Consider the following 17,875-nt stretch of genomic DNA (forward strand, 5'->3'; position numbering starts at 1 on the left):
ATTCCGGCTCGACTGATCGCACAGTCGGCCGGATGTCGCCCGGGGCGCCTTCCCACCGAGAGAAGACATGAATTCACCACGCTGGAGACGAATACTTCCCGGTCTCCTCCTCGTACTGAGCCTCACCGCGACCGGCACCGCCGCCGCCGGCGAGGTCCCCGCCCCGGGCGCGGCCGGCAAGGCTGCCGGTGTCGACCCGTCCGGCGTTCCCGTCCCCGCCAAGCTCCAGCCCGCCACGCTGACTCCCGGTGAGAAGTGCGAGCCCACGCCTGTCGGCTCCCGGGAGCGCAAGGCGGGAGCCGTGAAGAGCTGCGTCACCATGGTCGCCACCCCGGCGGCTCCGGCGGCCCCGGTCGGGCGGAAGTTCCTCGCCGCCGCACCCGCGGCGGCGCCCGCCGCCGCCGCCGACACGGGCAGCTGCGCGATCGCACCCGCTCGGACCTGGTACCACAACCGCTTCGCCTACTGTGTCCACGGCCTGACCGTGCTGTACACGCTCAAGGACACCAACGGCACGGTGGTCGGCACCGGAACGCTGGACGTTTCGAGCAGTGCGTCCCTGCCCGCCAAGGGCACGACGTGGAGCGAGCTGGTCCGGGTGACCATGACCGGTGCGACCGGGACCGTCAAGTCCCTGAACGTGCGGTTCAAGCCTGCCTGCTCGGCCGGTTGCAAGGTCACCAAGTCCCCCCGGTGGACGGGCAAGACGATCATCCCGGACCAGATCCTTTCCGGCGACGTGCTCTACGAATCCACCCCGGCTCCCGGGACGCAGGTCGACTTCACGACGTCGTACGAGTTGTACGTGTCCTCTCCCGGCGCCCAGATCGTCGACCCGAGCGCCTCGTGGAGCAACCCGGAGAAGATCCGCTGCGACGACGCCGTCCGGGACACGACCGCCACCGGCACGCCCGACCCCGGCTGTGTCGTGCCCGGAATCATGCCGGTCGTCAAGATGAGCGACCAGCCGGCCCCGTCGGGCGCGGGTGCCGCGGCGGCCGGCTACCTGTGGGCCCAGAGCAACCTCGCTGGCTGGGGACGCGACAAGCCGCTGACCCGCGCGAAGGGTGACGTAGCCGGCCGGACGGCCCGGACCTGTGGAACCTTCCAGGCCCGCACGGACCTCGTCGCGGACGACAGCTGCGGAGAGTTTCCCTTCGCGGTCACCCGCGAAGGAGGCGTCGACGGCGCCCAGTGCGCCGAGATCCTTCCCCGCAGCAGCACCGGCGGCGGATGGGTCACCGATGTCGTGCACGGCGGGCCGGGCAGCCCCTGCGCGCGCGCCCACGTTCCGCTCGGGGACAAGCAGGCCGGTGACGCCCGGCTCGCCGAAGCCTTCGACGGCCAGCGAGTGGTGGAAGGCGACCAGTTCAAGGTGGAGATCTCCGGATCGACCGCCGAGCCGCAGGCCGTCTGCCTCCAGAAGGCTCCCGCCGGGTCGTTCCCCAACGGCAAGGGCTGGATCAAGAACACCACCAATCCGGTTCCGCACGTCAACAAGACCACCCCCACGCTGGGGCTGCCCGGCGAACGGGCGGCCGCGGCACAGGCCTGCGTGGGCATCAAGCCCCCGAAGGGCACCGAGGCCGAAGGGGACATCACCGGTTGGCAGGACGCCAACCTGTTCCGCGACGCCAACTCGCCCGGGACCGGGCTCGCCCGGTGCCATCTGATACCCAACATCCTCGGCGGCCTGGGCGGAAAGGACGACGGTGCGAACCTCGTCCCCTGCTGGCAGGTGGGGATGAACACCGGAACGCCCAGCATGCGCAGTTACGAGGCCGTGGCTCAAAAGGCGGTGAGGGAGTTCGCGGAAGGCGGCATCCTCGGGCCGAACGACGCCATCTTCTACGAGGTGACGCCTCACTACGCGACCCCCGACAGCACGATTCCCGACAAGGTCGTGATGAACGCTAGGGTCGAGCGGTCGGACGGAAAGACACAGCCGCTGTTCCCCCAGGTCGAGATCCTCAACACCAAGAGGAACACCGGACAGCTGAACCTCGGAAACTAGTCCCATCCGATTCGTGCCATCGGGAGCCAGAATGAGCCGTACCACCCCGCCGCGGCCGGTCGACGTGACCGCGGCCTTTCCTCAACTGGCCCCGCTGGCCCGTCCGGCGATCCGGCTGCATCCACGCCCCGGGTCTCCGACTCCGCACGACAGCTCGGTCGGCGGGCCACTGCTGTGGCCCGCCGACGAGCCGTGGCCGCACTGCGCGGAGCCGCACGGGTGGCCCGAAGAGGACCTGAACGCCATGCTGCCCGTGACCCAGTTGTACGTGCGGGACGTACCCCTGCTGCGACCGCCCGGGCAGGCCGATGTGCTCCAGGTGCTGTGGTGTCCCTTCGAGCATGAACCGGACTACAAGCCTCCGACCGTGCTGTTCTGGCGATCCGCGGCCGAGGTCACCGATGTCCTCGCCGAGCCACCGGAGCCGATCGAGGAGGAGTACGACGGCTACAGGCCGCAGCCATGCGCGCTCGCGCCGGAGCAGGTCACCGAGTACCCCCACCACATGGACTTGAGCAAGGAGCTGCGGCAGCAGCTCGGAGACTGGGACAACTGGCGGGCGGCCGGAGTCGCGGTGGACGACTCCTGGGGCCGCCACCCTGATGCGTACTACGGGAGCGAGTTGTCCGTGGCCCCGGGCTGGAAGGTCGGTGGCTGGCCCCGTTGGGGTCTCACCGATCCCATGGCCCGCTTCTGCACCGCCTGCGGTGCCCAGACGGTACCGCTGCTGACCATCGCCTCGAGCGAATGGGACAGGAGCAACACGGGCTGGGTCCCGTACGAAGACCGGGACACGACCTCCCTCGATGACCCCGACGCCGCGAACCCGCCCAAGGTCGAGGTCTCCAGGAGCAATCGCCTCCAGCTTTACGTCTGCCCGCAGTCCCCGGACCATCCGCACACCAGCCTGATCCAGTGAGCCGTTGCGGCTCGGGCCCCTTGTCCGCCGCGCTGCGCGAGCGCGGTGCAGTCGTCACCGGCATCGACTCCAGCGCCGGGATGCCGGCGCTGGCGAGGCGGCGGCTGGGTGGCGACGCGGGGCTCCACGTGGCGGACCTGCGCGACCCCCTGCCGTTCGACGACGGTGCGTTCGACGACGTGGTCGCGTCGCTGGTGCTGCACTACCTGGAGGATTGGGTTCCGGCATTGGCCGAGTTGCGGCGGGTGATCAGGCCCGGCGGCCGGCTGATCGCGTCGGTGGACCACCCCTTCGTCGCCTACACGTTCCCGGGTCCCCGGCCCGACTGCTTCGCGACCACCAGCTGTTCCTTCGACTGGACCTTCAACGGGCAGTCCGTCCCGATGAGGTTCCGGCGCAAACCCCTGTACGCGATGGCGGACGCCTTCACCACCGCCGGCTTCCGGCTCTCAGCCGTCAGCGAGCCGCAGCCCGCCCCGGCCGCCCGAGAGCTGTTCCCCGAGGACCGGCGGATCACACCCGCCCTTCGTGGCTGCCGGTGCTGGCCGCCAGCCGGGTGAGGGCGCGGTCGGTCGGGGTGCCGGGGGCCGCCTGGTAGACGATGAGCTGCTGACCCGGGGCGGCGCGGACGTCGAAGGACTGGTACGTCAGGGTCAGCGGTCCGACCACCGGGTGGTGGAGGTGCTTGGCGTCCCGGGTCTTGGCCAGGACCTCGTGCGTGGTCCACAAGCGCGCGAAGTCCGGGCTCCGCGTCGTGAGGGTACGGACGAGTTCGCGCAGGCGGGAGTCGTCCGGGGCCATGCCGGTGGCCTCGCGGAGGTGGCCCGCCGTGCCCCGCGACGCCGAGGCCCAGTCCGTGTAGAAGTCCCGGCCCGCCCGGTCGAGGAAGACCATGCGGGCCAGGTTGTCCGCCGGTGAGAACGGCGAATGCAGGGCCCGGGCGAGGGGGTTGGCGGCCAGGATGTCCAGCGCGGCGTTGACGACGAACGCCGGAGAGCCGGCGAAGCCGTCGAGGAGCTGGAGCAGCGCCGGATCCAGCTGGTCGGTGGCCGGACGGTCGGCGGGCGCGGAGCCGGCCAGGCGGTGAAGGTGGGCGTGGGCATCGGGGCGCAGCCGCAGGGCGTGCGCGAGCGCGTCGAGGACCTGCGGGGAGGGGTGGCGCTCGCGGCCCTGTTCCAGGCGGGCGTAGTAGTCCACGTTGACGTCGGCCAGGACGGCGACCTCCTCGCGGCGCAGCCCGGAGACCCTGCGCACGCCGCAGCTCGCCAAACCGATGTCCTGCGGCCGCAGGGCCGCCCTGCGCGCGTGGAGGAACTCTCCGAGGGCCCGGTCCGCCGAGGTCGTGGTCATGGCCACAGGTTAGGCCGTGGCGATGTGCCCTGCCAGGGTGTGCCACACCCAGGCAGCCCGTACCCAGGCAGCCCGTACCCGGGCAACCCGCGTCCTGGGCGCTCCCCTTCGGCTCGCGAAGACTCGGTCCGGCAGGACGGACCTGCGCCCGTAGTCGAGGAGTGGGGCAGTCATGAGGAACGAACCCAAGGTCGTCGCGATCACCGGAGCGAGCAGCGGGATCGGGGAGGCGGCCGCCAGACGGCTCGCCGCCGACGGGCATGTGCTGCTCCTCGGGGCGCGGCGCACGGAGCGGCTGGATGCGCTGAGCAAGGAGATCAACGCGGCGGGCGGGACCGCGGTGTTCCGGCGGCTCGACGTCACGGACGCCGCCGACGTACGGGCCTTCGTGGCGGCGGCGTGCGAGCGGTACGGGCGGCTGGACGTGATGGTCAACAACGCCGGAGTGATGCCGCTCTCGCCGCTGGACGCGCTCGCGGTCGACGAGTGGGACCTGATGATCGACGTGAACGTACGGGGAGTGCTCCACGGGATCGCCGCCGCCCTGCCCGTGATGCGCGCCCAGGGGGCCGGGCAGATCGTGAACATCGCCTCCGTCGGCGCCTACGAGGTCTCACCCACCGCGGCCGTGTACTGCGCCACCAAGTTCGCGGTGCGGGCGATCTCCGAAGGGCTGCGGCAGGAGTCCGACGGCCGCGTCCGGGTCACGCTCGTCTCCCCGGGGGTGACCGAGTCCGAACTCGCCGACCACATCTCCGATCCCGTGGCGAGGGAGGCCATGAAGGCCTACCGCGCCGTGGCGCTGCCCGCCTCCGCCGTCGCGGAGGCCATCGCGTACGCCGTGTCCCAGCCGCCGGAGGTCGACGTCAACGAGCTCGTCGTCCGGCCTGCGGCGAGCGCGCAGTGACGCTGACGCCCCGGCCGGGGGTTCGGGATCGGCCGTCGCGATCTCGGGCTCCAGGCCCTGGGCCGGCGTGGTGCGCGTCCGGCCGATGTCGCTGCGCCATGCCTCGAAGGCGAATGCGGTGGCGGTGACCACCGCGACGCCGGGCAGCCAGCCGCCGGCCAGGTCGCTCACCCAGTGCACGCCGAGCGCGACCCGAGCGAACCCGAGGCAGATCACCGAAGCCGCGGCGAGCACCCACGGCAGCGGCCGCCAGACCGGCGGGACCAGGGGGAGCAGCACGAGCAGCAGCACGGCGCAGGACGTGGTGGCCGTCATGGCGTGCCCGGAGGGGAAGGAGAAATCCGGGAGGAGCGGCAGCCCGCCTCGGCGTCAAGCCGTCGCCGTCGACCCGGCCCACGTCGAGCCCGACGGTCCGACCGGACAGTGCGCGCGGCCGGCGCGCCGCACGGCTCATCGGCGGAGGGCTGCGCCCACACCTGGTCCGCTACCGGTGACGGCGAAGCACGGCCCGCACGCTCGCCGCCGTTCCATGGCCGCAGGCGTGCGGATGACGGACCACCACGACCCGGCCCCGCACCCCGGACGGCGTCCTGCCGCCCCCGACGGGCCGGGCCGCGGGCAGAGCGCCACCGGCCGCCGGGGCCGGGTGCGGCCCCGGCGCCCGGCAGCAGCGCGTACGCGACGACGAGCAGGGTGCACGCCCCGTTCAGCAGCCCCGCCGCGAGCACGGCCAGCCCTCCGAAGAGCGCCACGGAGGCCCCGACGTGCCCGGAGGGGAAACTGGACGTCGGCGGCGCCGCGTCCAGGTGGGGCACATCGGGCCGGGGCCGTTCCACCACGAGCGTGACGAGCACGAACACGGCGGACTGCGCGGCGACGGAGACCGCCAGGAACACCGCCTCGCGCCACCAGCGACCGCGAAGGCTCGCGCTGCGGAGGGACGAGCGGCCCCGCCGGCCCCGTGCGGCAGACTGTTTCCGGCAGACCTCGGCCGAGCTGCGAGGACGCGACGGGGGAGCAGGGACACGGGGATGGCGCCGGCGGGGGACACGGGGACGAAGGACGCACAGGACGGCGACGGCCGCCTGATCTCTGCGGTCCGGGCCGGGGACACGGAGTTGGTGAGGGCCTTGCTCCGAGATGACGTCAATCCGGGGGAGAGGGAGCGGGCGTTCTGCCTGGCGGTCCGCTCGTACGACGGACACATCGCCCAATTGCTGCTCCAGTACGGTGCGGACCCCTCCCGGTGCGCACCGGACGACCTGCTGCCGCTGCACGAGGCGGTCGAACAGGGTTCGCCGGCGCTCGTCGAGGCGCTCCTGGACGACTCGATCCTGCAACGTCACCCCGAGCCCGAGCTGCTGGACGTGCGGGACCTCGCGCGCCACTGGCACGAGACCGGAGCCGAAGCCGGACTGCGGCGTCGCACGGGGTCCCGGGGCGCCGTCGTCCGCACCCGGCTCCCGGACGACGAGTACAACAGCGTCGACGAGTTCACCCTGGGCGGCATGAGCGTGCGGGACGGACACGGGGCGATCCTCACGCACCTGGAGGAGCTGCTCGGCATCCACACCCCGTTCGAGGGGCTGATGAACCGCGCGCTGCCCCACGCCCGCCAGGACCACCCGGCCTGGGGGAGGGCCGCCATCCAGCTGGCCAACCGGCGCGACCGGGCGACCTGGACGACCGCCGCGGCCCTGCGGGCGCACCCGGACCCCTCCCGCCGGCTGTTCGGCGCCGAGGTCATGCGGCTGACCCATCTCTTCGACGACAGCGACGAGGACGCCTACGCGGTGCCGGCCTTGGACATCTTCACCCCCTGGTCGGCCGCGGAGACGGACGTGGCCGTACTCACCGAGGTACTGGTCGCTCTGGGAGAACACCGCGACCTCCGCGCCGAGGCGGCCCTCCTGCCGCACACCGGCCATCCCGACGCCCGGGTGAGGCGGGCGGTGGCGCAGGGGTTCAGCGACCTGGGCTCGCCGCCCGCCTTTTCCGGCGATGCCCGCACGGCGTTGCTCCGGCTGATGGCCGATCGGGACGCGGTGGTACGGAAGACCGCCTGTCACAAGGTCGCCGAGGGCAGGGACCACGATCGCGTCTTCGCGGAGGCCATGGCCGCTCTGCTGGACGACGCGGATCGCATGGTCCGGCTCGCGGCCGTCTACGGACTCGCCCTCCACGACGACGAGCGGTGCGTGGAAGCGGCACGCCTGCTCGGCCCGCCGCAGCGGGGTTCCGCGGAAGAGGAGGGCTACCTGGACGCGGTGTGGCGCTACGAGTGGCGCCGCGACGGCCGCTGACGTCTCAGCCGGGCCCCACTGTCCTTCCTGGTCTCGCGGGCCTCCTGGGGACTGGTCTCATGTCGGTTCTGCGCACACGTACGTCCCCGAGTAGAGGGCGTCCGTGGAAGTGGCGCCGCCGGTTCTGGCGGAGAGCCAGATCGGTTTCGATCCGGACGGGCAGTGGGTCCGGCTGGTGTCCGGTGTGTACAGAGGGCCGGTGCGCGCCTCGTACTGGCCGGCCGCGGACCAGCAGGGCACCATCACCCACACGTGGCCGTCGAGCATCGGCATAGCGCCGGACCCCGACTTCTGCCGGGTGTCGAGGTAGAGGCAGTCGCCGGTCTGCGAGGACGCGGCCGACCCGTGGAGGTAGTGGCTGACCCAGCCGGAGAAGCCGGACTCGCCCGTGTACCCCGCGATGGTGAGGAGCAGGGTGATGGCAACCGCCTTGGCGATCGTGGTGCCGGGGGACTTCGGGGGGTTGGGGGAGGTCTGCGGGGACGTTGCCGGGCGCTTCCGGGGCGGGGGCGCCGCCGCCGGTGCGGGCGGCCGTACGGGCGCGGGCCTTCGGCGCGCGGACCGCTCCGCGATCCCGGCGCCGGTCAGGCGCAGTCCGGTGCCCTCGCTGCGGACGGTGACCTCCAGGGGCTCTCCGGTCTTCGGCTGCAGTACGCAGGAGCCCGTGGTCAGACCGGAGGCCTTCACCCTCAGGGTGCGGGCGGAGAAGGGCTCGACCTCGTAACCGGCGATGGTCCCGCCGGCTATCTCGCCGAGGTCGCTCACGCCGAGGTAAGCCCGGACGGGCGTCCGGGACGCGTTGGTGATGCGCAGCGCCAACAGGGCGGCGCCCCGCCCGGGTCCGGGCGGCGCAGCCGGCCCGACGTCCTGCGTGGGCGCGTCGGGAGCCCCGGGCCGCTCGGGCGGTTCGGGCTGCGCGCCGCGTTCGAGCAGGGTCAGCGCCCGGTCGATCGTGGGCCGGGCCTGCGGGTCCTTCGCGAGGAGGCCGGCGATCAGAGGCTTCAGCGGGCCCGCACGGCGCATGGGCGGATACGGCTCGTACTGGACCGCGTGGACGGACGCCACCGGGGAGTCGCGGAGGAAGGGCGAGACGCCCTCCACCGCCTCGTACAGCGTCACGCCCAGCGAGAACAGGTCACTGCTCGCTCTGCCGGGCTGGCCGACGGCGCGTTCCGGGGCGAGGTAGGGCGCGGAGCCGATGACGATGCCGGTCGAGGTGAGCCCGGTGCCCGTCTCGGGGGCGGAGATGCCGAAGTCGGCGAGCAGGAACTGGCCGGCCGTGCTGATCATGACGTTCGCGGGTTTGACGTCGCGGTGCACGATGCCCTTCTTGTGCGCGGCCTGGAGTGCGCCGAGCAGGGCCGCCCCCAGCCCTCTGGCCTCGGACACCGTCAAAGGGCCGTTTGCCAGACGCTGTTGGAGCGTGCCGCCGGAGACGTACTGCATCACGATCCAGGGAACGTCGTGTTCGACGACCACGTCGTGGACCGTGACGATGTGCGGGTGGTCGCGCAGCCGGACGGCGCTCAGCGCCTCCAGTTCGGCGCGCCGCAGCAGCGTGGCCCGCTGAGCGGGCGACATGGGGCCGGTCAGCCACAGTTCCTTGACCGCCACCTCCACCTGGAGCCGGGCGTCCGAGGCCCTCCAGACGCGGCCCATGCCGCCCGAGGCGATGGGTTCGACCAACTGATAGCGACCGCCGACCACGTCGCCGGGCTGTGCCCCCTGTGTCACGCTGCCTGCCCCCGCTCGGCGTTCGTGTGCAGGGAAGTCTAGGGCGCGGGAGGCCCTCGGGGACCACCCGAACGAGCCATTGGCGCACGGGCGGCGGCGAGGCCTTGCCCGGGTCGGTCGCGTGGAGCGGATAGTGAGATGCCCGCCCGTGGCGGAGACCGTGTTCTCACGGCAGGAGCGATGAGTTTTCCCGGCCCTGAGGGTCTCATTACCGTCGACAGCACAGGAGGAACACGTGGCTCAGCTGCTGAGGGTCCAGAACTTCAACGTTTCGAGCGATGGGATCGGCGCCGGTGCCGACGGTGACCAGAGTCTGGAGAATCCGTTCGGTCTCCCCGGCGCCGAGAGGCTGTTCGGATGGGCCGGAGCCACCGCGAGCTGGCCCATGCGCACCGACCCCGGAGGGAGCCGGGGTCTCGACGACTACTTCACGCGGGACTTCGCACGCGGAATCGGCGCGGAAATCATGGGCCGCAACAAGTTCGGACCCCAGCGCGGGCCCTGGCCCGACGAGGAGTGGCGCGGCTGGTGGGGGGACGAGCCCCCGTTCCACACCCCGGTGTTCGTCATGACCCACCACGAGCGTCCCTCGTTCACGCTCTCCGACACGACGTTCCACTTCGTCGACGGCGACCCGGCCACGGTCCTGGAGCAGGCGCGGGAGGCGGCGCAGGGCAAGGACGTCCGCCTCGGCGGCGGGGCGACCACCATCCGGCAGTTCCTCGACGCCGACCTCGTCGACACCATGCACGTGGCGGTCTCGCCGTTGGAATTCGGGTCCGGAGTACGGCTCTGGGACTCCCCCGACGAGCTGCTCGACCGGTTCCACATGGAAGTCGTGCCCAGCCCGAGCGGCGTGACGCACCACCTGTTCTGGCGAAGGTGAAGTCCGCCTTCCCGCAAACCGAAAATCAGCCGTAGCCGCCCCGGAAGGGTGAAGACCATGAAGTACATGATCCAGATGAACGTGCCGGCCGATCAGTGGGACGCCATCATGTCCTCCTACTCCAAGGACGACATGCAGGCCATGTTCGCCCACATGAACGCCCTGAACTCGGAGCTCACGGCCGCCGGCGAGTGGTTGGACGGGCAGGGCCTCGGAGGACCCTCACGGGTCAAGACGGTGCGGGCCGCGGGCGACGGACGGCCGCAGGTGAGCGACGGACCGGCGCGGCCGGGGCACATCCTGGCCGGCTACTGGCTGGTCGACGTCACGAGCGAGGACCGGGCCCTGGAGATCGCCGCACGGGCGTCGGCGTGCCCCGGCCCGGGTGGGAAGCCCGGCAACGAGCCCATCGAGGTGCACGCGATTCCCGGCGACCCGACACAAGCCTGACCCGTCCGGCAAATGGTCACGGAGCGGCGCTCCGTGACGAGTCGGCGGCCTCCGCGTGCATGGAACGGCCTGTCGGGGAAAGCGTGCGGGAGACCCGTACACCCGAGAAGGGACGGAACCATGGCACGACAGAGGATCGTGGTCGTCGGCGCGGGCTTCGCCGGCGTCTCCTGCGTACGCCGCCTGGAGCGGACGCTGTCACCCGGGGAGGCGGAGATCCTGCTGGTCACTCCGTTCTCCTACCAGCTCTACCTGCCCCTGCTGCCGCAGGTGGCGTCCGGGGTACTCACCCCCCAGTCCGTGGCGGTGTCGCTGCGCCGCAGCCGCCACCACCGGACCCGGATCGTCCCCGGCGGGGCCGTGGGCGTCGACACCCGGGCCAAGATCTGCGTCATCCGGAAGATCACCGGGGAGCTGGTGGACCAGCCGTACGACTACCTGGTGCTCGCGCCGGGGAGCGTGACCCGCACCTTCGACATCCCGGGCCTTGCGGAGCACGGCCGCGGAATGAAGTCGCTGGCGGAGGCCGCCCATTTGCGCGACCACGTGATCGCCCAGCTCGACCTGGCCGACGCCGCCGTACCGGGTTCCGCGGAACGGGCCTCACGGCTCGGCTTCGTCGTTGTGGGCGGCGGATACGCGGGTACGGAGACGGCCGCCTCCCTGCAGCGGCTCACCACCAACGCCGTCGACCGCTACCCCCGGCTCGACCGGCGCGAGATCAGCTGGCACCTGGTGGACGTGGCCCCGAAGCTGATGCCCGAGCTCGGTGACCGGCTGGGCCGGGCAGCCCTCGACGTGCTGCGCCGCCGGGGGATAGAGGTCTCGCTCGGTGCCTCCCTCGCCAAGGCGGGCCCGGAGGACGTCACCCTCTCGGACGGGCGCGTGCTGCCCTGCCGCACCCTCATCTGGACCGCCGGCGTCGCAGCGAGCCCGCTCGTCGCCACCCTCGGCGCCGAGACCGCGAAGAGCGGACGGCTCGTCGTATCTCCCGATCTGCGGGTGCCGGGCGCGGACGGCGCGTTCGCGCTCGGTGACGCGGCAGCGGTGCCCGACCTCGCCGGTGGCGGGGACGGCACCGTGTGCCCGCCCACCGCGCAGCACGCCGAGCGCCAGGGCAGGGTCGCCGCCGACAACGTGGTCGCCACGCTGCGGGGCACGCCGCTGCGTTCGTACGTCCACAAGGACCTCGGGCTGGTCGTGGACCTCGGCGGCCGCGACGGTGTCTCCCGGCCGCTCGGCATCGGCCTGCGCGGGATGCCCGCCCAGGCCGTGGCACGCGGCTACCACTGGGCGGCGCTGCGCACCGGGGCCGCGAAGACCCGGGTGATGACGAACTGGCTCCTGAACGCCGTGGCCGGCGACGACTTCGTCCGGACCGGCTTCCAGACGTACAAGCCGGGGACGCTGCGCGACTTCGAATACACGGACCAATACCTCACCCGGGAGGAGGTAAGGGCCCGCACGGCGGCCGACGGCGGCTGACGGATCCGGCGAGGGCTCGTTCGCCGCTCCGGTCAGGGCTTGAGGCAGTTGTCCCGGAACGCCTCGTCGTAGGCGGTCTGGTAGCCGAAACGGTAGCCGTTCTGGTACGAGAGGATCAGAGTGTTCGGCTGGCTGGGGGGTACCAGGTCCGAGTGGGCGCGCGTCGGCGGGTTGCACTGCTTGGCGTCCTCCCGCCCCCATCCCTCGCCGGCCGTCTTGCCCGCCGCGAACATGCTGTCTGGGGTCTGCTGCTGGGGCGGCGGAGCGTCCGGCTTCTTCGGCGGCTCCGGCGGCTTGTTGCAATTGAGCGGGTAGGCCTTGGCGAAGCCCTCGTCGTAGCCGGTGCGGTACCCCTGGGTCTTGCCCCGCTCGTAATCGTTGGGGTTCACGGGCGACAGGGGCGGCGGCAGCTTCTGGCAGATCGGAGGACTGCCGGCCTTCACGCCCGCGGACTTGCCCAGCAGGTAACCGACTCGACAGCCCTTGTGGTAGGCGTCCCCGGGGCCGCGCCCCAGGAGGTGACACGGCTCCGGAGCCGCCGCGGCCGACCCCGAGGGCGCATGCTGGTGAGCCGGTGCGGAGGCCGCCGGGGCGGGCGAGACCGCCAGGATGGCCAGTAGGGGTGCTGAGAGCGCAGCGAGTACGCGTCCTCGGTTCCGGGGCATCATCACGTTCCCCTTCAGGAATCAGTCCGCTCCCGAGGCCTCTCATTTTACGCCTGCCGCTGACGGCCTTCCCGCTGCCGGCCTTCCCGGCGCCCACGTCTTCGCCGTGCGGGGGCACCACCCCGGGCACCGCGTCCTCGGGGTGGTGCCGGCCTGCTCCCTGGTGCCTGGTGCGCGGGTCAGGCGTGCCGGCGGGAGTGCCGGTGTCCGGTGACGAGCCGATAGGCGGCCAGAAGAATGACCGAGCCGACGATGGCGGCGATCCACGTGGACAGGTCGAAGAAGCCGTCGATGGAGTCGACGCCGAAGACGACCTTGCCGAGCCAGCCGCCGAGCAGGCCTCCCGCGATACCGATGAGCGTGGTGATGATGATGCCGCCCGGGTCCTTGCCCGGCATGAGCGCCTTGGCTATGAGGCCGGCCAGCAGTCCGATGAGGATCCAAGCGATGATGCCCATGGTGTGTCTCCTGCCTTGTCCTGCGAGGTCGGTGTCAGTGTCGGATCGCTTCTGCACGCTGCTCGCGATTCCAAACGTTCGCGCCGCTGAGCCGCGGCTGCGGAGAAGACAGGCACATGGACCGCCGGCGGGTCACGAGGGCTTCGTCGCCGAATAGGCCGTGACCGTGGCCTTGTTGTCACACAGGGCGAGGATTCCGTCATCGAGGGCCGTCTGGTGCGCGCCCGCCCCCGGGACGCCGACGACGAGCGTGGGGAACGAGGCGGGCGCCGCCCCGGACTCGCAGTACCCGTCGGCCTCGCCCTGCACGTTCACGAACGTGAGTTTGGTCCAGGCGCGGGTACCCGGGGCAAGGGACACCGTGGCCGCCGAGCCGCTGTGGGTCGTGGCCAGCGGTACGTTCTTGTCCGGGGATCCGTTGCCCGCACCCGCCACGGTGGGGAATCCCTGCAGAGTGCAGGCGCTCTTCGAGACGTTGGCGACGGCGACGATGGCAGCGCCGGTCCCCGTGCCCGGCGGCCGGACGGAGGCCTGGCGGGCCTCCGCGACCTTCACGTCGTCGATCGTGCACGGCTTCGTCTTGCCGCCGGACTTGACGGGGGAGGGGGAGACCGGTTCGGCGGGCTTCGGCTGTCCGGTGCCTCCGGAGCCGCTGCCGCCCGCGGCGGCCCCGGGGACCGGCGACTGTACGGATCGTGTCGGTTCGTCGGCCGCGCCGGCGTCGGCGGACGGTGTGCAGCCCGTCATCAGGGCGGCAGCCGCGGCTGCGACCACCAGTGCGGAAGCGGTCCGTCGGACGCCTGCTGTGTACTGCATGGGGAACCTCCCTGGGATGGCGACCGGTGCCGTGCCGGCCCGCACGCCGACAGCCACGGCGCAGCGGCGGCGGGAGTTCCCGTGGCTACGGTGCTGTGCCGCTCCGGTGACACGACCATGACGTACCGCCCCGGCCGCCGCCCGGTGGCGCGCCCGCCACGCGGGTGGTGGCCGTACGGGTCGTCGCGATCGTGGGCGGAATCAGCCGCCGCCTCTGTGGAGGAAGAGAAGGAGGTTGTCCGCTTGGGCGGGGGTCAGTTCAACCGGAACGCTGTGGGGAGCCGCTCTCCCCTCGGCGATGGCGAGGAGGCAGTCCTCCGCTTGCTCGGGCGGGACGCTGTCGAGGATTTCATTGATCAGTCTCATCATCTCCTCGTCGGACAGCGTCTCCGGGTCGTCGGGGCTTTTCGGCTTCTCGTTTTCCATTTCCAGCCTTACCGCTTAGTAACGTGACAGCATTTCTGCGCCACCACCACATCCGTCTCCCACCATGACGAATCGGTCCGCTGGAGTCGTTCCGACCCGCTGGCACGCCATGCGAACGAGCGAGCCGCTCGTCCAGGGGCGCGCGGTCCCGCGCCGGAGCGCCGGAGCACTTGTCCCGCTCCCGTCGGACGTCTTCCCGTCACTGCGTGAGCGTGTCGGCCGGCGCACCGCCCGCCCGCCCGCCCGGTCGCGTCCCGGCCCGGCGCGGACGGCCTACGCTGAACCGTGGACTTCCGCCAGCTGACGTACTTCCTCGCCATCGTGGACCACGGTGGCTTCAACCGCGCGGCCGCGGCACTCTACGTATCGCAGCCCTCCCTGTCACAGGCCATCCAGGCCCTGGAACGCGACGTGGACGGCCTCCTGTTCCACCGGATCGGCCGGCGCGTGGTCCTGACCGAGGCCGGCACCGCCCTGGTCCCCCGGGCACGGGAAGCGCTGCACGCTCTGGAGCTGGCCAGGGCCGGCGTCGCATCCGTCCGCGAACTGCGCGGCGGCCGCCTGGAGATGGCCACGATGGCCTCTCCCACCATCGAACCCCTCGGCACGATGATCCGGCGCTTCACCGAGCGCTTTCCGGCGGTGTCGCTCAGTCTGCGCGTAGCCCTCACCCCCGAGGCGGTGGTCGAGATGGTCCGTACCGGCGCCTGCGAACTCGGGCTGCTGGTCACCTCGTCGCCGCTGGCGAGCCGGGACGTGGTCCCGCACCATGTCGGAGACGACCGTCTCGTCCTGGTCACCCCGATGGACGGCCCCTTCCCGCCCGGGCGGGCGGTGCGGGCCGAGCAGCTGGGAGGACACCGGCTGATCGTGGGGCAGCGGGGCACCGGGATCCGTTCCTACGTCGACGACCTGGAGGCGCAGGGCATCGACATCCGCATCGCGGTGGAGACCGAACACCGCATGGCCTTCCTGCCCCTGGTGCTCGGGGGAGTCGGGCTGGCCGTCGTGACGCAGTCCTGGGCCGCCCTGTCCGAGCGGTCCGGCGCCCTCGTCCTCGATCTGGAACCGGCCCGCGTCCAGCACAACGTCCTGGTGAGCCGCAAGGGGCAGCTGACGCCGGCAGCCGAAGCCTTCCTGGAGATCGCCGACCCGCCGGCCGTCGACCCGCAAGCCGTCGACCCATAGGGCCGGCCTATCAGTGACATCGGCGATACGTGTTGGACCCGGCCGACCCCTGATTGCTGGAATGCCAACCATGACGAACCACAGCATCGCCCTCATCCCCGGCGACGGCATCGGCACCGAAGTCCTGCCGGCGGCGTGCGAGGTCCTCGACAGCATCGGTACGCGCCACGGCATCACGTTCACCTACGAGAGCTACGACTGGTCCTGCGAGCGCCACCTCCGCCACGGATCGATGATGCCGGAGGACGGACTGGAGCGGCTGCGCCGGCATGAAGCGATCCTCCTCGGCGCCGTCGGCTACCCGGGCGTGCCGGACCACGTCTCCCTGTGGGGGCTGCTCATCCCGATCCGCCGGGCCTTCAACCAGTACGTCAACCTTCGCCCGATCCGCGTTTTCGAGGGCCTTCCCAGCCCCGTCCGCACGGCCCTGCCCGGTGAGGTGGACTTCGTGGTCGTCCGGGAGAACACCGAAGGGGAGTACAGCGAGATCGGCGGTCGCATGAACCGCGGGTTCCCCGATGAAATGGCCGTACAGCAGGCGGTGTTCACGCGCCCGGGAGTGACCCGGCTCCTCGACTTCGCCTTCGGCCTCGCCGAACGGCGCGGCGGCCCCCTCACGTCGGCGACCAAGTCCAACGGGATCGTCCACACCATGCCGTTCTGGGACGAGCTGGTGGCCGAACGCGGCGCCGCGCACCCCGCCGTCGAGTGGAACCAGGAGCACATCGACGCGCTGGCCGCCAAGTTCGTCCTCGACCCCGCCCGCTTCGACGTCGTCGTCGCGTCCAACCTCTTCGGGGACATCCTCAGCGACCTGGCCGCGGCGGTCGCCGGCGGCATCGGCATCGCCCCGTCCGCCAACCTCAACCCGCCGGGCGAGTACCCCTCGATGTTCGAGCCGGTCCACGGATCGGCCCCCGACATCGCCGGGCAGGGCATCGCCAATCCGATCGGCGCGATCTGGTCCGCCGCCATGATGCTCGAACACCTCGGCCACCCCGGGGCCGCGGCCGACATCACCGACGCCATCGCCCGAGTCCTGGCCACCACCCCGCTGCGCACCCGCGACCTCGGGGGCTCCGCCTCCACCGCCGAGTTCACGTCCGCCGTCGTCCAGCACCTCTGAGACGGGAGCGGGGGAGGTGCGCACCGCACCGAACACGCGCGCGCGGATGACGGTGCCGTGGGGTCGAAGCAGCCGGTGCCGCCCGCGGGCGGCCACACTGGGGACATGACCGAGCACCGCTTCACCGTTGACCTGACCAGCGCCGACAGCGCCGACAGCCGCGACGACACCGGCAGCACCCCGAGCGACACCCGCAAGCCCCTGTACCGCCACAGCCTCCGGTACGAGAGCCCCACCGGTGACGCCGGGACCACTCCGGAGGGGCCCACGTCGCGCACGCCCCGCGGTCTCACCGTCGTCACGTGTGCCTGCGGCCTCGCCACCGAGGCGCTCCCGAGCGATGACGCGAGACTCGTCTACGAGGAACACCGCAACGTGATCCGCGACGAGACGAGGCGTCACACCGCCCTGTAGGACGATTCCGGGCCCGGCTGCCGGGCTCGGATCGCGCTCTGCCACGCGGCGCTGACGGCGGCCTGGATACGGAGCGTCGCTTCCGGGAGCGGGCCCGGAACGTGCATCGGTGCGCCGATGTGGACGTGCAGGCCCGGCCGCCGCAGCGGCGCGGTCACGGCTCCGGCGAGTTGTTTGACCAGGCCGCCGGAGCACAGCCGCCGGGCACCGGCCTGACCGACCGGGACGAGCGGCGCTCCGGTCATGGCGGCCAGTCGCGCCGGACCGCTGCGGAAGGGCCCTGGTGCGGTCTCGCCCGCATCGGTGCGTTCGGGCAGCCGGCCTTCGCCGTAGAGCAGGACGCAGCGCCCGGCCGAGAGGGCGGCCGCCGCGGCATCGAGGCATTCGGCGGCGCGGGCGGTCCCGCGCCGGACCGGGATGTGCCCCTCGCGGCGCAGCGCCGCTCCGAGTACCGGCAGCCGCCACAAGCCGGCGGCGGCCATGACGACGGGCTCGATTCGGTACCGTCGCAGCGCCGCGATCACCACGGCCGGATCGGCGAGCGAGGTGTGGTTGGCCACCAGGATGCTGCCGGCGCGGGGACCCGCACCCATTTCGGAGGTGACGGTCAGTCGGCCGGCGACGGGGACGACTGCGGCGGCGATTCGGCTGAGCATGGAGGGCCTCGTTCGGGTGGTTCCGCACTGACACCCTCATCGTCGGCCGCTGCCGAGCGCCGGTCATGAGTAGCCGTA

Annotated in this window: 18 protein-coding genes and 2 pseudogenes; 11 read left to right on the plus strand and 9 right to left on the minus strand. The window is 71.9% G+C overall.

All coding sequences use genetic code 11. From position 1 onward, the window contains the following. Nucleotides 1–67: 67 nt before the first annotated feature. The 3 genes and pseudogenes from ACFYXV_RS31180 to ACFYXV_RS31190 all read left to right on the plus strand — a co-directional run. Nucleotides 68–2,014 (plus strand): DNA/RNA non-specific endonuclease, encoded by a 1,947-nt coding sequence (locus ACFYXV_RS31180; RefSeq protein ID WP_389384685.1) that lies wholly within the window; start codon nucleotides 68–70, stop codon nucleotides 2,012–2,014. 31 nt (nucleotides 2,015–2,045) lie between these two features. Next, a complete protein-coding gene (locus tag ACFYXV_RS31185; RefSeq protein ID WP_385836007.1) occupies nucleotides 2,046–2,933 on the plus strand; it encodes a hypothetical protein in 888 nt (295 codons plus the stop codon). A gap of 5 nt (nucleotides 2,934–2,938) precedes the next feature. After that, nucleotides 2,939–3,493: pseudogene (locus ACFYXV_RS31190) on the plus strand (class I SAM-dependent methyltransferase); the annotation flags it as partial. Here the strand turns inward: ACFYXV_RS31190 and ACFYXV_RS31195 are convergent. Further along, complete coding sequence (locus ACFYXV_RS31195) at nucleotides 3,447–4,283, minus strand: helix-turn-helix domain-containing protein (RefSeq protein WP_389384686.1); 837 nt, start codon at nucleotides 4,281–4,283, stop codon at nucleotides 3,447–3,449. The pseudogene ACFYXV_RS31190 and the gene ACFYXV_RS31195 sit on opposite strands and share 47 nt — an antisense overlap. Before the next feature lie 172 nt (nucleotides 4,284–4,455). Between ACFYXV_RS31195 and ACFYXV_RS31200 the strand changes: the two genes are divergently transcribed. Further along, nucleotides 4,456–5,190, plus strand: coding sequence for an SDR family oxidoreductase (locus ACFYXV_RS31200; protein ID WP_389384687.1), 735 nt, complete (start codon nucleotides 4,456–4,458; stop codon nucleotides 5,188–5,190). Between the two features lie 117 nt (nucleotides 5,191–5,307). Here the strand turns inward: ACFYXV_RS31200 and ACFYXV_RS31205 are convergent. Next, nucleotides 5,308–5,547: pseudogene (locus ACFYXV_RS31205) on the minus strand (phosphatase PAP2 family protein); the annotation flags it as partial. Beyond that, nucleotides 5,502–6,086, minus strand: coding sequence for a phosphatase PAP2 family protein (locus ACFYXV_RS31210; RefSeq protein WP_389384688.1), 585 nt, complete (start codon nucleotides 6,084–6,086; stop codon nucleotides 5,502–5,504). The pseudogene ACFYXV_RS31205 and the gene ACFYXV_RS31210, both read right to left, overlap by 46 nt. A 135-nt stretch (nucleotides 6,087–6,221) precedes the next feature. Here ACFYXV_RS31210 and ACFYXV_RS31215 point away from each other — a divergent pair, with 135 nt between their 5' ends. After that, on the plus strand, nucleotides 6,222–7,493 hold the full coding sequence (locus tag ACFYXV_RS31215) for an ankyrin repeat domain-containing protein (RefSeq protein ID WP_389384689.1): 1,272 nt from the start codon (nucleotides 6,222–6,224) through the stop codon (nucleotides 7,491–7,493). 57 nt (nucleotides 7,494–7,550) lie between these two features. Here ACFYXV_RS31215 and ACFYXV_RS31220 read toward each other — a convergent pair whose 3' ends face one another. Continuing rightward, nucleotides 7,551–9,227 (minus strand): serine/threonine-protein kinase, encoded by a 1,677-nt coding sequence (locus tag ACFYXV_RS31220; RefSeq protein ID WP_389384690.1) that lies wholly within the window; start codon nucleotides 9,225–9,227, stop codon nucleotides 7,551–7,553. Between the two features lie 235 nt (nucleotides 9,228–9,462). Here ACFYXV_RS31220 and ACFYXV_RS31225 point away from each other — a divergent pair, with 235 nt between their 5' ends. The 3 genes from ACFYXV_RS31225 to ACFYXV_RS31235 all read left to right on the plus strand — a co-directional run bounded on the left by ACFYXV_RS31225 (nucleotide 9,463) and on the right by ACFYXV_RS31235 (nucleotide 12,048). Next, nucleotides 9,463–10,113 carry a dihydrofolate reductase family protein gene (locus tag ACFYXV_RS31225; protein WP_389384691.1) on the plus strand — a complete coding sequence of 217 codons (651 nt, stop codon included), beginning with the start codon at nucleotides 9,463–9,465 and terminating at the stop codon, nucleotides 10,111–10,113. Nucleotides 10,114–10,170: 57 nt separating this feature from the next. Next, the gene (locus ACFYXV_RS31230; protein WP_383497635.1) at nucleotides 10,171–10,563 is read left to right on the plus strand and encodes a YciI family protein; all 393 of its coding nucleotides are present in this window, start codon (nucleotides 10,171–10,173) and stop codon (nucleotides 10,561–10,563) included. Between the two features lie 120 nt (nucleotides 10,564–10,683). Next, nucleotides 10,684–12,048 carry an NAD(P)/FAD-dependent oxidoreductase gene (locus ACFYXV_RS31235; RefSeq protein ID WP_385462490.1) on the plus strand — a complete coding sequence of 455 codons (1,365 nt, stop codon included), beginning with the start codon at nucleotides 10,684–10,686 and terminating at the stop codon, nucleotides 12,046–12,048. Nucleotides 12,049–12,080: 32 nt separating this feature from the next. On the opposite strand, the gene ACFYXV_RS31240 is transcribed toward ACFYXV_RS31235, so the two are convergent. From ACFYXV_RS31240 to ACFYXV_RS31255, 4 genes are all read right to left on the minus strand, one after another. Further along, nucleotides 12,081–12,437, minus strand: coding sequence for a hypothetical protein (locus tag ACFYXV_RS31240; protein WP_385462487.1), 357 nt, complete (start codon nucleotides 12,435–12,437; stop codon nucleotides 12,081–12,083). A 455-nt stretch (nucleotides 12,438–12,892) separates the two neighbouring features. Then, on the minus strand, nucleotides 12,893–13,171 hold the full coding sequence (locus tag ACFYXV_RS31245; protein ID WP_389384692.1) for a GlsB/YeaQ/YmgE family stress response membrane protein: 279 nt from the start codon (nucleotides 13,169–13,171) through the stop codon (nucleotides 12,893–12,895). A gap of 132 nt (nucleotides 13,172–13,303) precedes the next feature. Further along, a complete protein-coding gene (locus ACFYXV_RS31250; RefSeq protein WP_389384693.1) occupies nucleotides 13,304–13,987 on the minus strand; it encodes a DUF4232 domain-containing protein in 684 nt (227 codons plus the stop codon). Between the two features lie 201 nt (nucleotides 13,988–14,188). Next, nucleotides 14,189–14,413: a hypothetical protein gene (locus ACFYXV_RS31255; protein ID WP_385462478.1), complete on the minus strand. Its 225-nt coding sequence runs from the start codon at nucleotides 14,411–14,413 to the stop codon at nucleotides 14,189–14,191. A 285-nt stretch (nucleotides 14,414–14,698) separates the two neighbouring features. Here ACFYXV_RS31255 and ACFYXV_RS31260 point away from each other — a divergent pair, with 285 nt between their 5' ends. From ACFYXV_RS31260 to ACFYXV_RS31270, 3 genes are all read left to right on the plus strand, one after another. Then, nucleotides 14,699–15,601, plus strand: coding sequence for a LysR family transcriptional regulator (locus ACFYXV_RS31260; RefSeq protein WP_389384694.1), 903 nt, complete (start codon nucleotides 14,699–14,701; stop codon nucleotides 15,599–15,601). Between the two features lie 70 nt (nucleotides 15,602–15,671). Then, on the plus strand, nucleotides 15,672–16,727 hold the full coding sequence (locus ACFYXV_RS31265; RefSeq protein ID WP_389384695.1) for a tartrate dehydrogenase: 1,056 nt from the start codon (nucleotides 15,672–15,674) through the stop codon (nucleotides 16,725–16,727). Between the two features lie 105 nt (nucleotides 16,728–16,832). Continuing rightward, complete coding sequence (locus tag ACFYXV_RS31270; protein WP_385462470.1) at nucleotides 16,833–17,141, plus strand: hypothetical protein; 309 nt, start codon at nucleotides 16,833–16,835, stop codon at nucleotides 17,139–17,141. On the opposite strand, the gene ACFYXV_RS31275 is transcribed toward ACFYXV_RS31270, so the two are convergent. Continuing rightward, nucleotides 17,126–17,797 carry a lysophospholipid acyltransferase family protein gene (locus ACFYXV_RS31275; RefSeq protein ID WP_389384696.1) on the minus strand — a complete coding sequence of 224 codons (672 nt, stop codon included), beginning with the start codon at nucleotides 17,795–17,797 and terminating at the stop codon, nucleotides 17,126–17,128. The two genes, ACFYXV_RS31270 and ACFYXV_RS31275, sit on opposite strands and share 16 nt — an antisense overlap. Nucleotides 17,798–17,875: the final 78 nt, after the last annotated feature.

The organism is Streptomyces sp. NPDC002181, assembly GCF_042890485.1.
Taxonomy (GTDB): Bacteria; Actinomycetota; Actinomycetes; order Streptomycetales; family Streptomycetaceae; genus Streptomyces.

What these genes read in the sequence shown, in the direction of transcription:
- ACFYXV_RS31180 (WP_389384685.1), top strand. Translation starts at nt 68, where the DNA reads ATGAATTCACCACGCTGGAGACGAATACTTCCCGGTCTCCTCCTCGTA.
- ACFYXV_RS31185 (WP_385836007.1), top strand. Translation starts at nt 2,046, where the DNA reads ATGAGCCGTACCACCCCGCCGCGGCCGGTCGACGTGACCGCGGCCTTT.
- ACFYXV_RS31195 (WP_389384686.1), bottom strand. Translation starts at nt 4,283, where the DNA reads ATGACCACGACCTCGGCGGACCGGGCCCTCGGAGAGTTCCTCCACGCG.
- ACFYXV_RS31200 (WP_389384687.1), top strand. Translation starts at nt 4,456, where the DNA reads ATGAGGAACGAACCCAAGGTCGTCGCGATCACCGGAGCGAGCAGCGGG.
- ACFYXV_RS31215 (WP_389384689.1), top strand. Translation starts at nt 6,222, where the DNA reads ATGGCGCCGGCGGGGGACACGGGGACGAAGGACGCACAGGACGGCGAC.
- ACFYXV_RS31230 (WP_383497635.1), top strand. Translation starts at nt 10,171, where the DNA reads ATGAAGTACATGATCCAGATGAACGTGCCGGCCGATCAGTGGGACGCC.
- ACFYXV_RS31235 (WP_385462490.1), top strand. Translation starts at nt 10,684, where the DNA reads ATGGCACGACAGAGGATCGTGGTCGTCGGCGCGGGCTTCGCCGGCGTC.
- ACFYXV_RS31245 (WP_389384692.1), bottom strand. Translation starts at nt 13,171, where the DNA reads ATGGGCATCATCGCTTGGATCCTCATCGGACTGCTGGCCGGCCTCATA.
- ACFYXV_RS31250 (WP_389384693.1), bottom strand. Translation starts at nt 13,987, where the DNA reads ATGCAGTACACAGCAGGCGTCCGACGGACCGCTTCCGCACTGGTGGTC.
- ACFYXV_RS31255 (WP_385462478.1), bottom strand. Translation starts at nt 14,413, where the DNA reads ATGGAAAACGAGAAGCCGAAAAGCCCCGACGACCCGGAGACGCTGTCC.
- ACFYXV_RS31265 (WP_389384695.1), top strand. Translation starts at nt 15,672, where the DNA reads ATGACGAACCACAGCATCGCCCTCATCCCCGGCGACGGCATCGGCACC.
- ACFYXV_RS31270 (WP_385462470.1), top strand. Translation starts at nt 16,833, where the DNA reads ATGACCGAGCACCGCTTCACCGTTGACCTGACCAGCGCCGACAGCGCC.
- ACFYXV_RS31275 (WP_389384696.1), bottom strand. Translation starts at nt 17,797, where the DNA reads ATGCTCAGCCGAATCGCCGCCGCAGTCGTCCCCGTCGCCGGCCGACTG.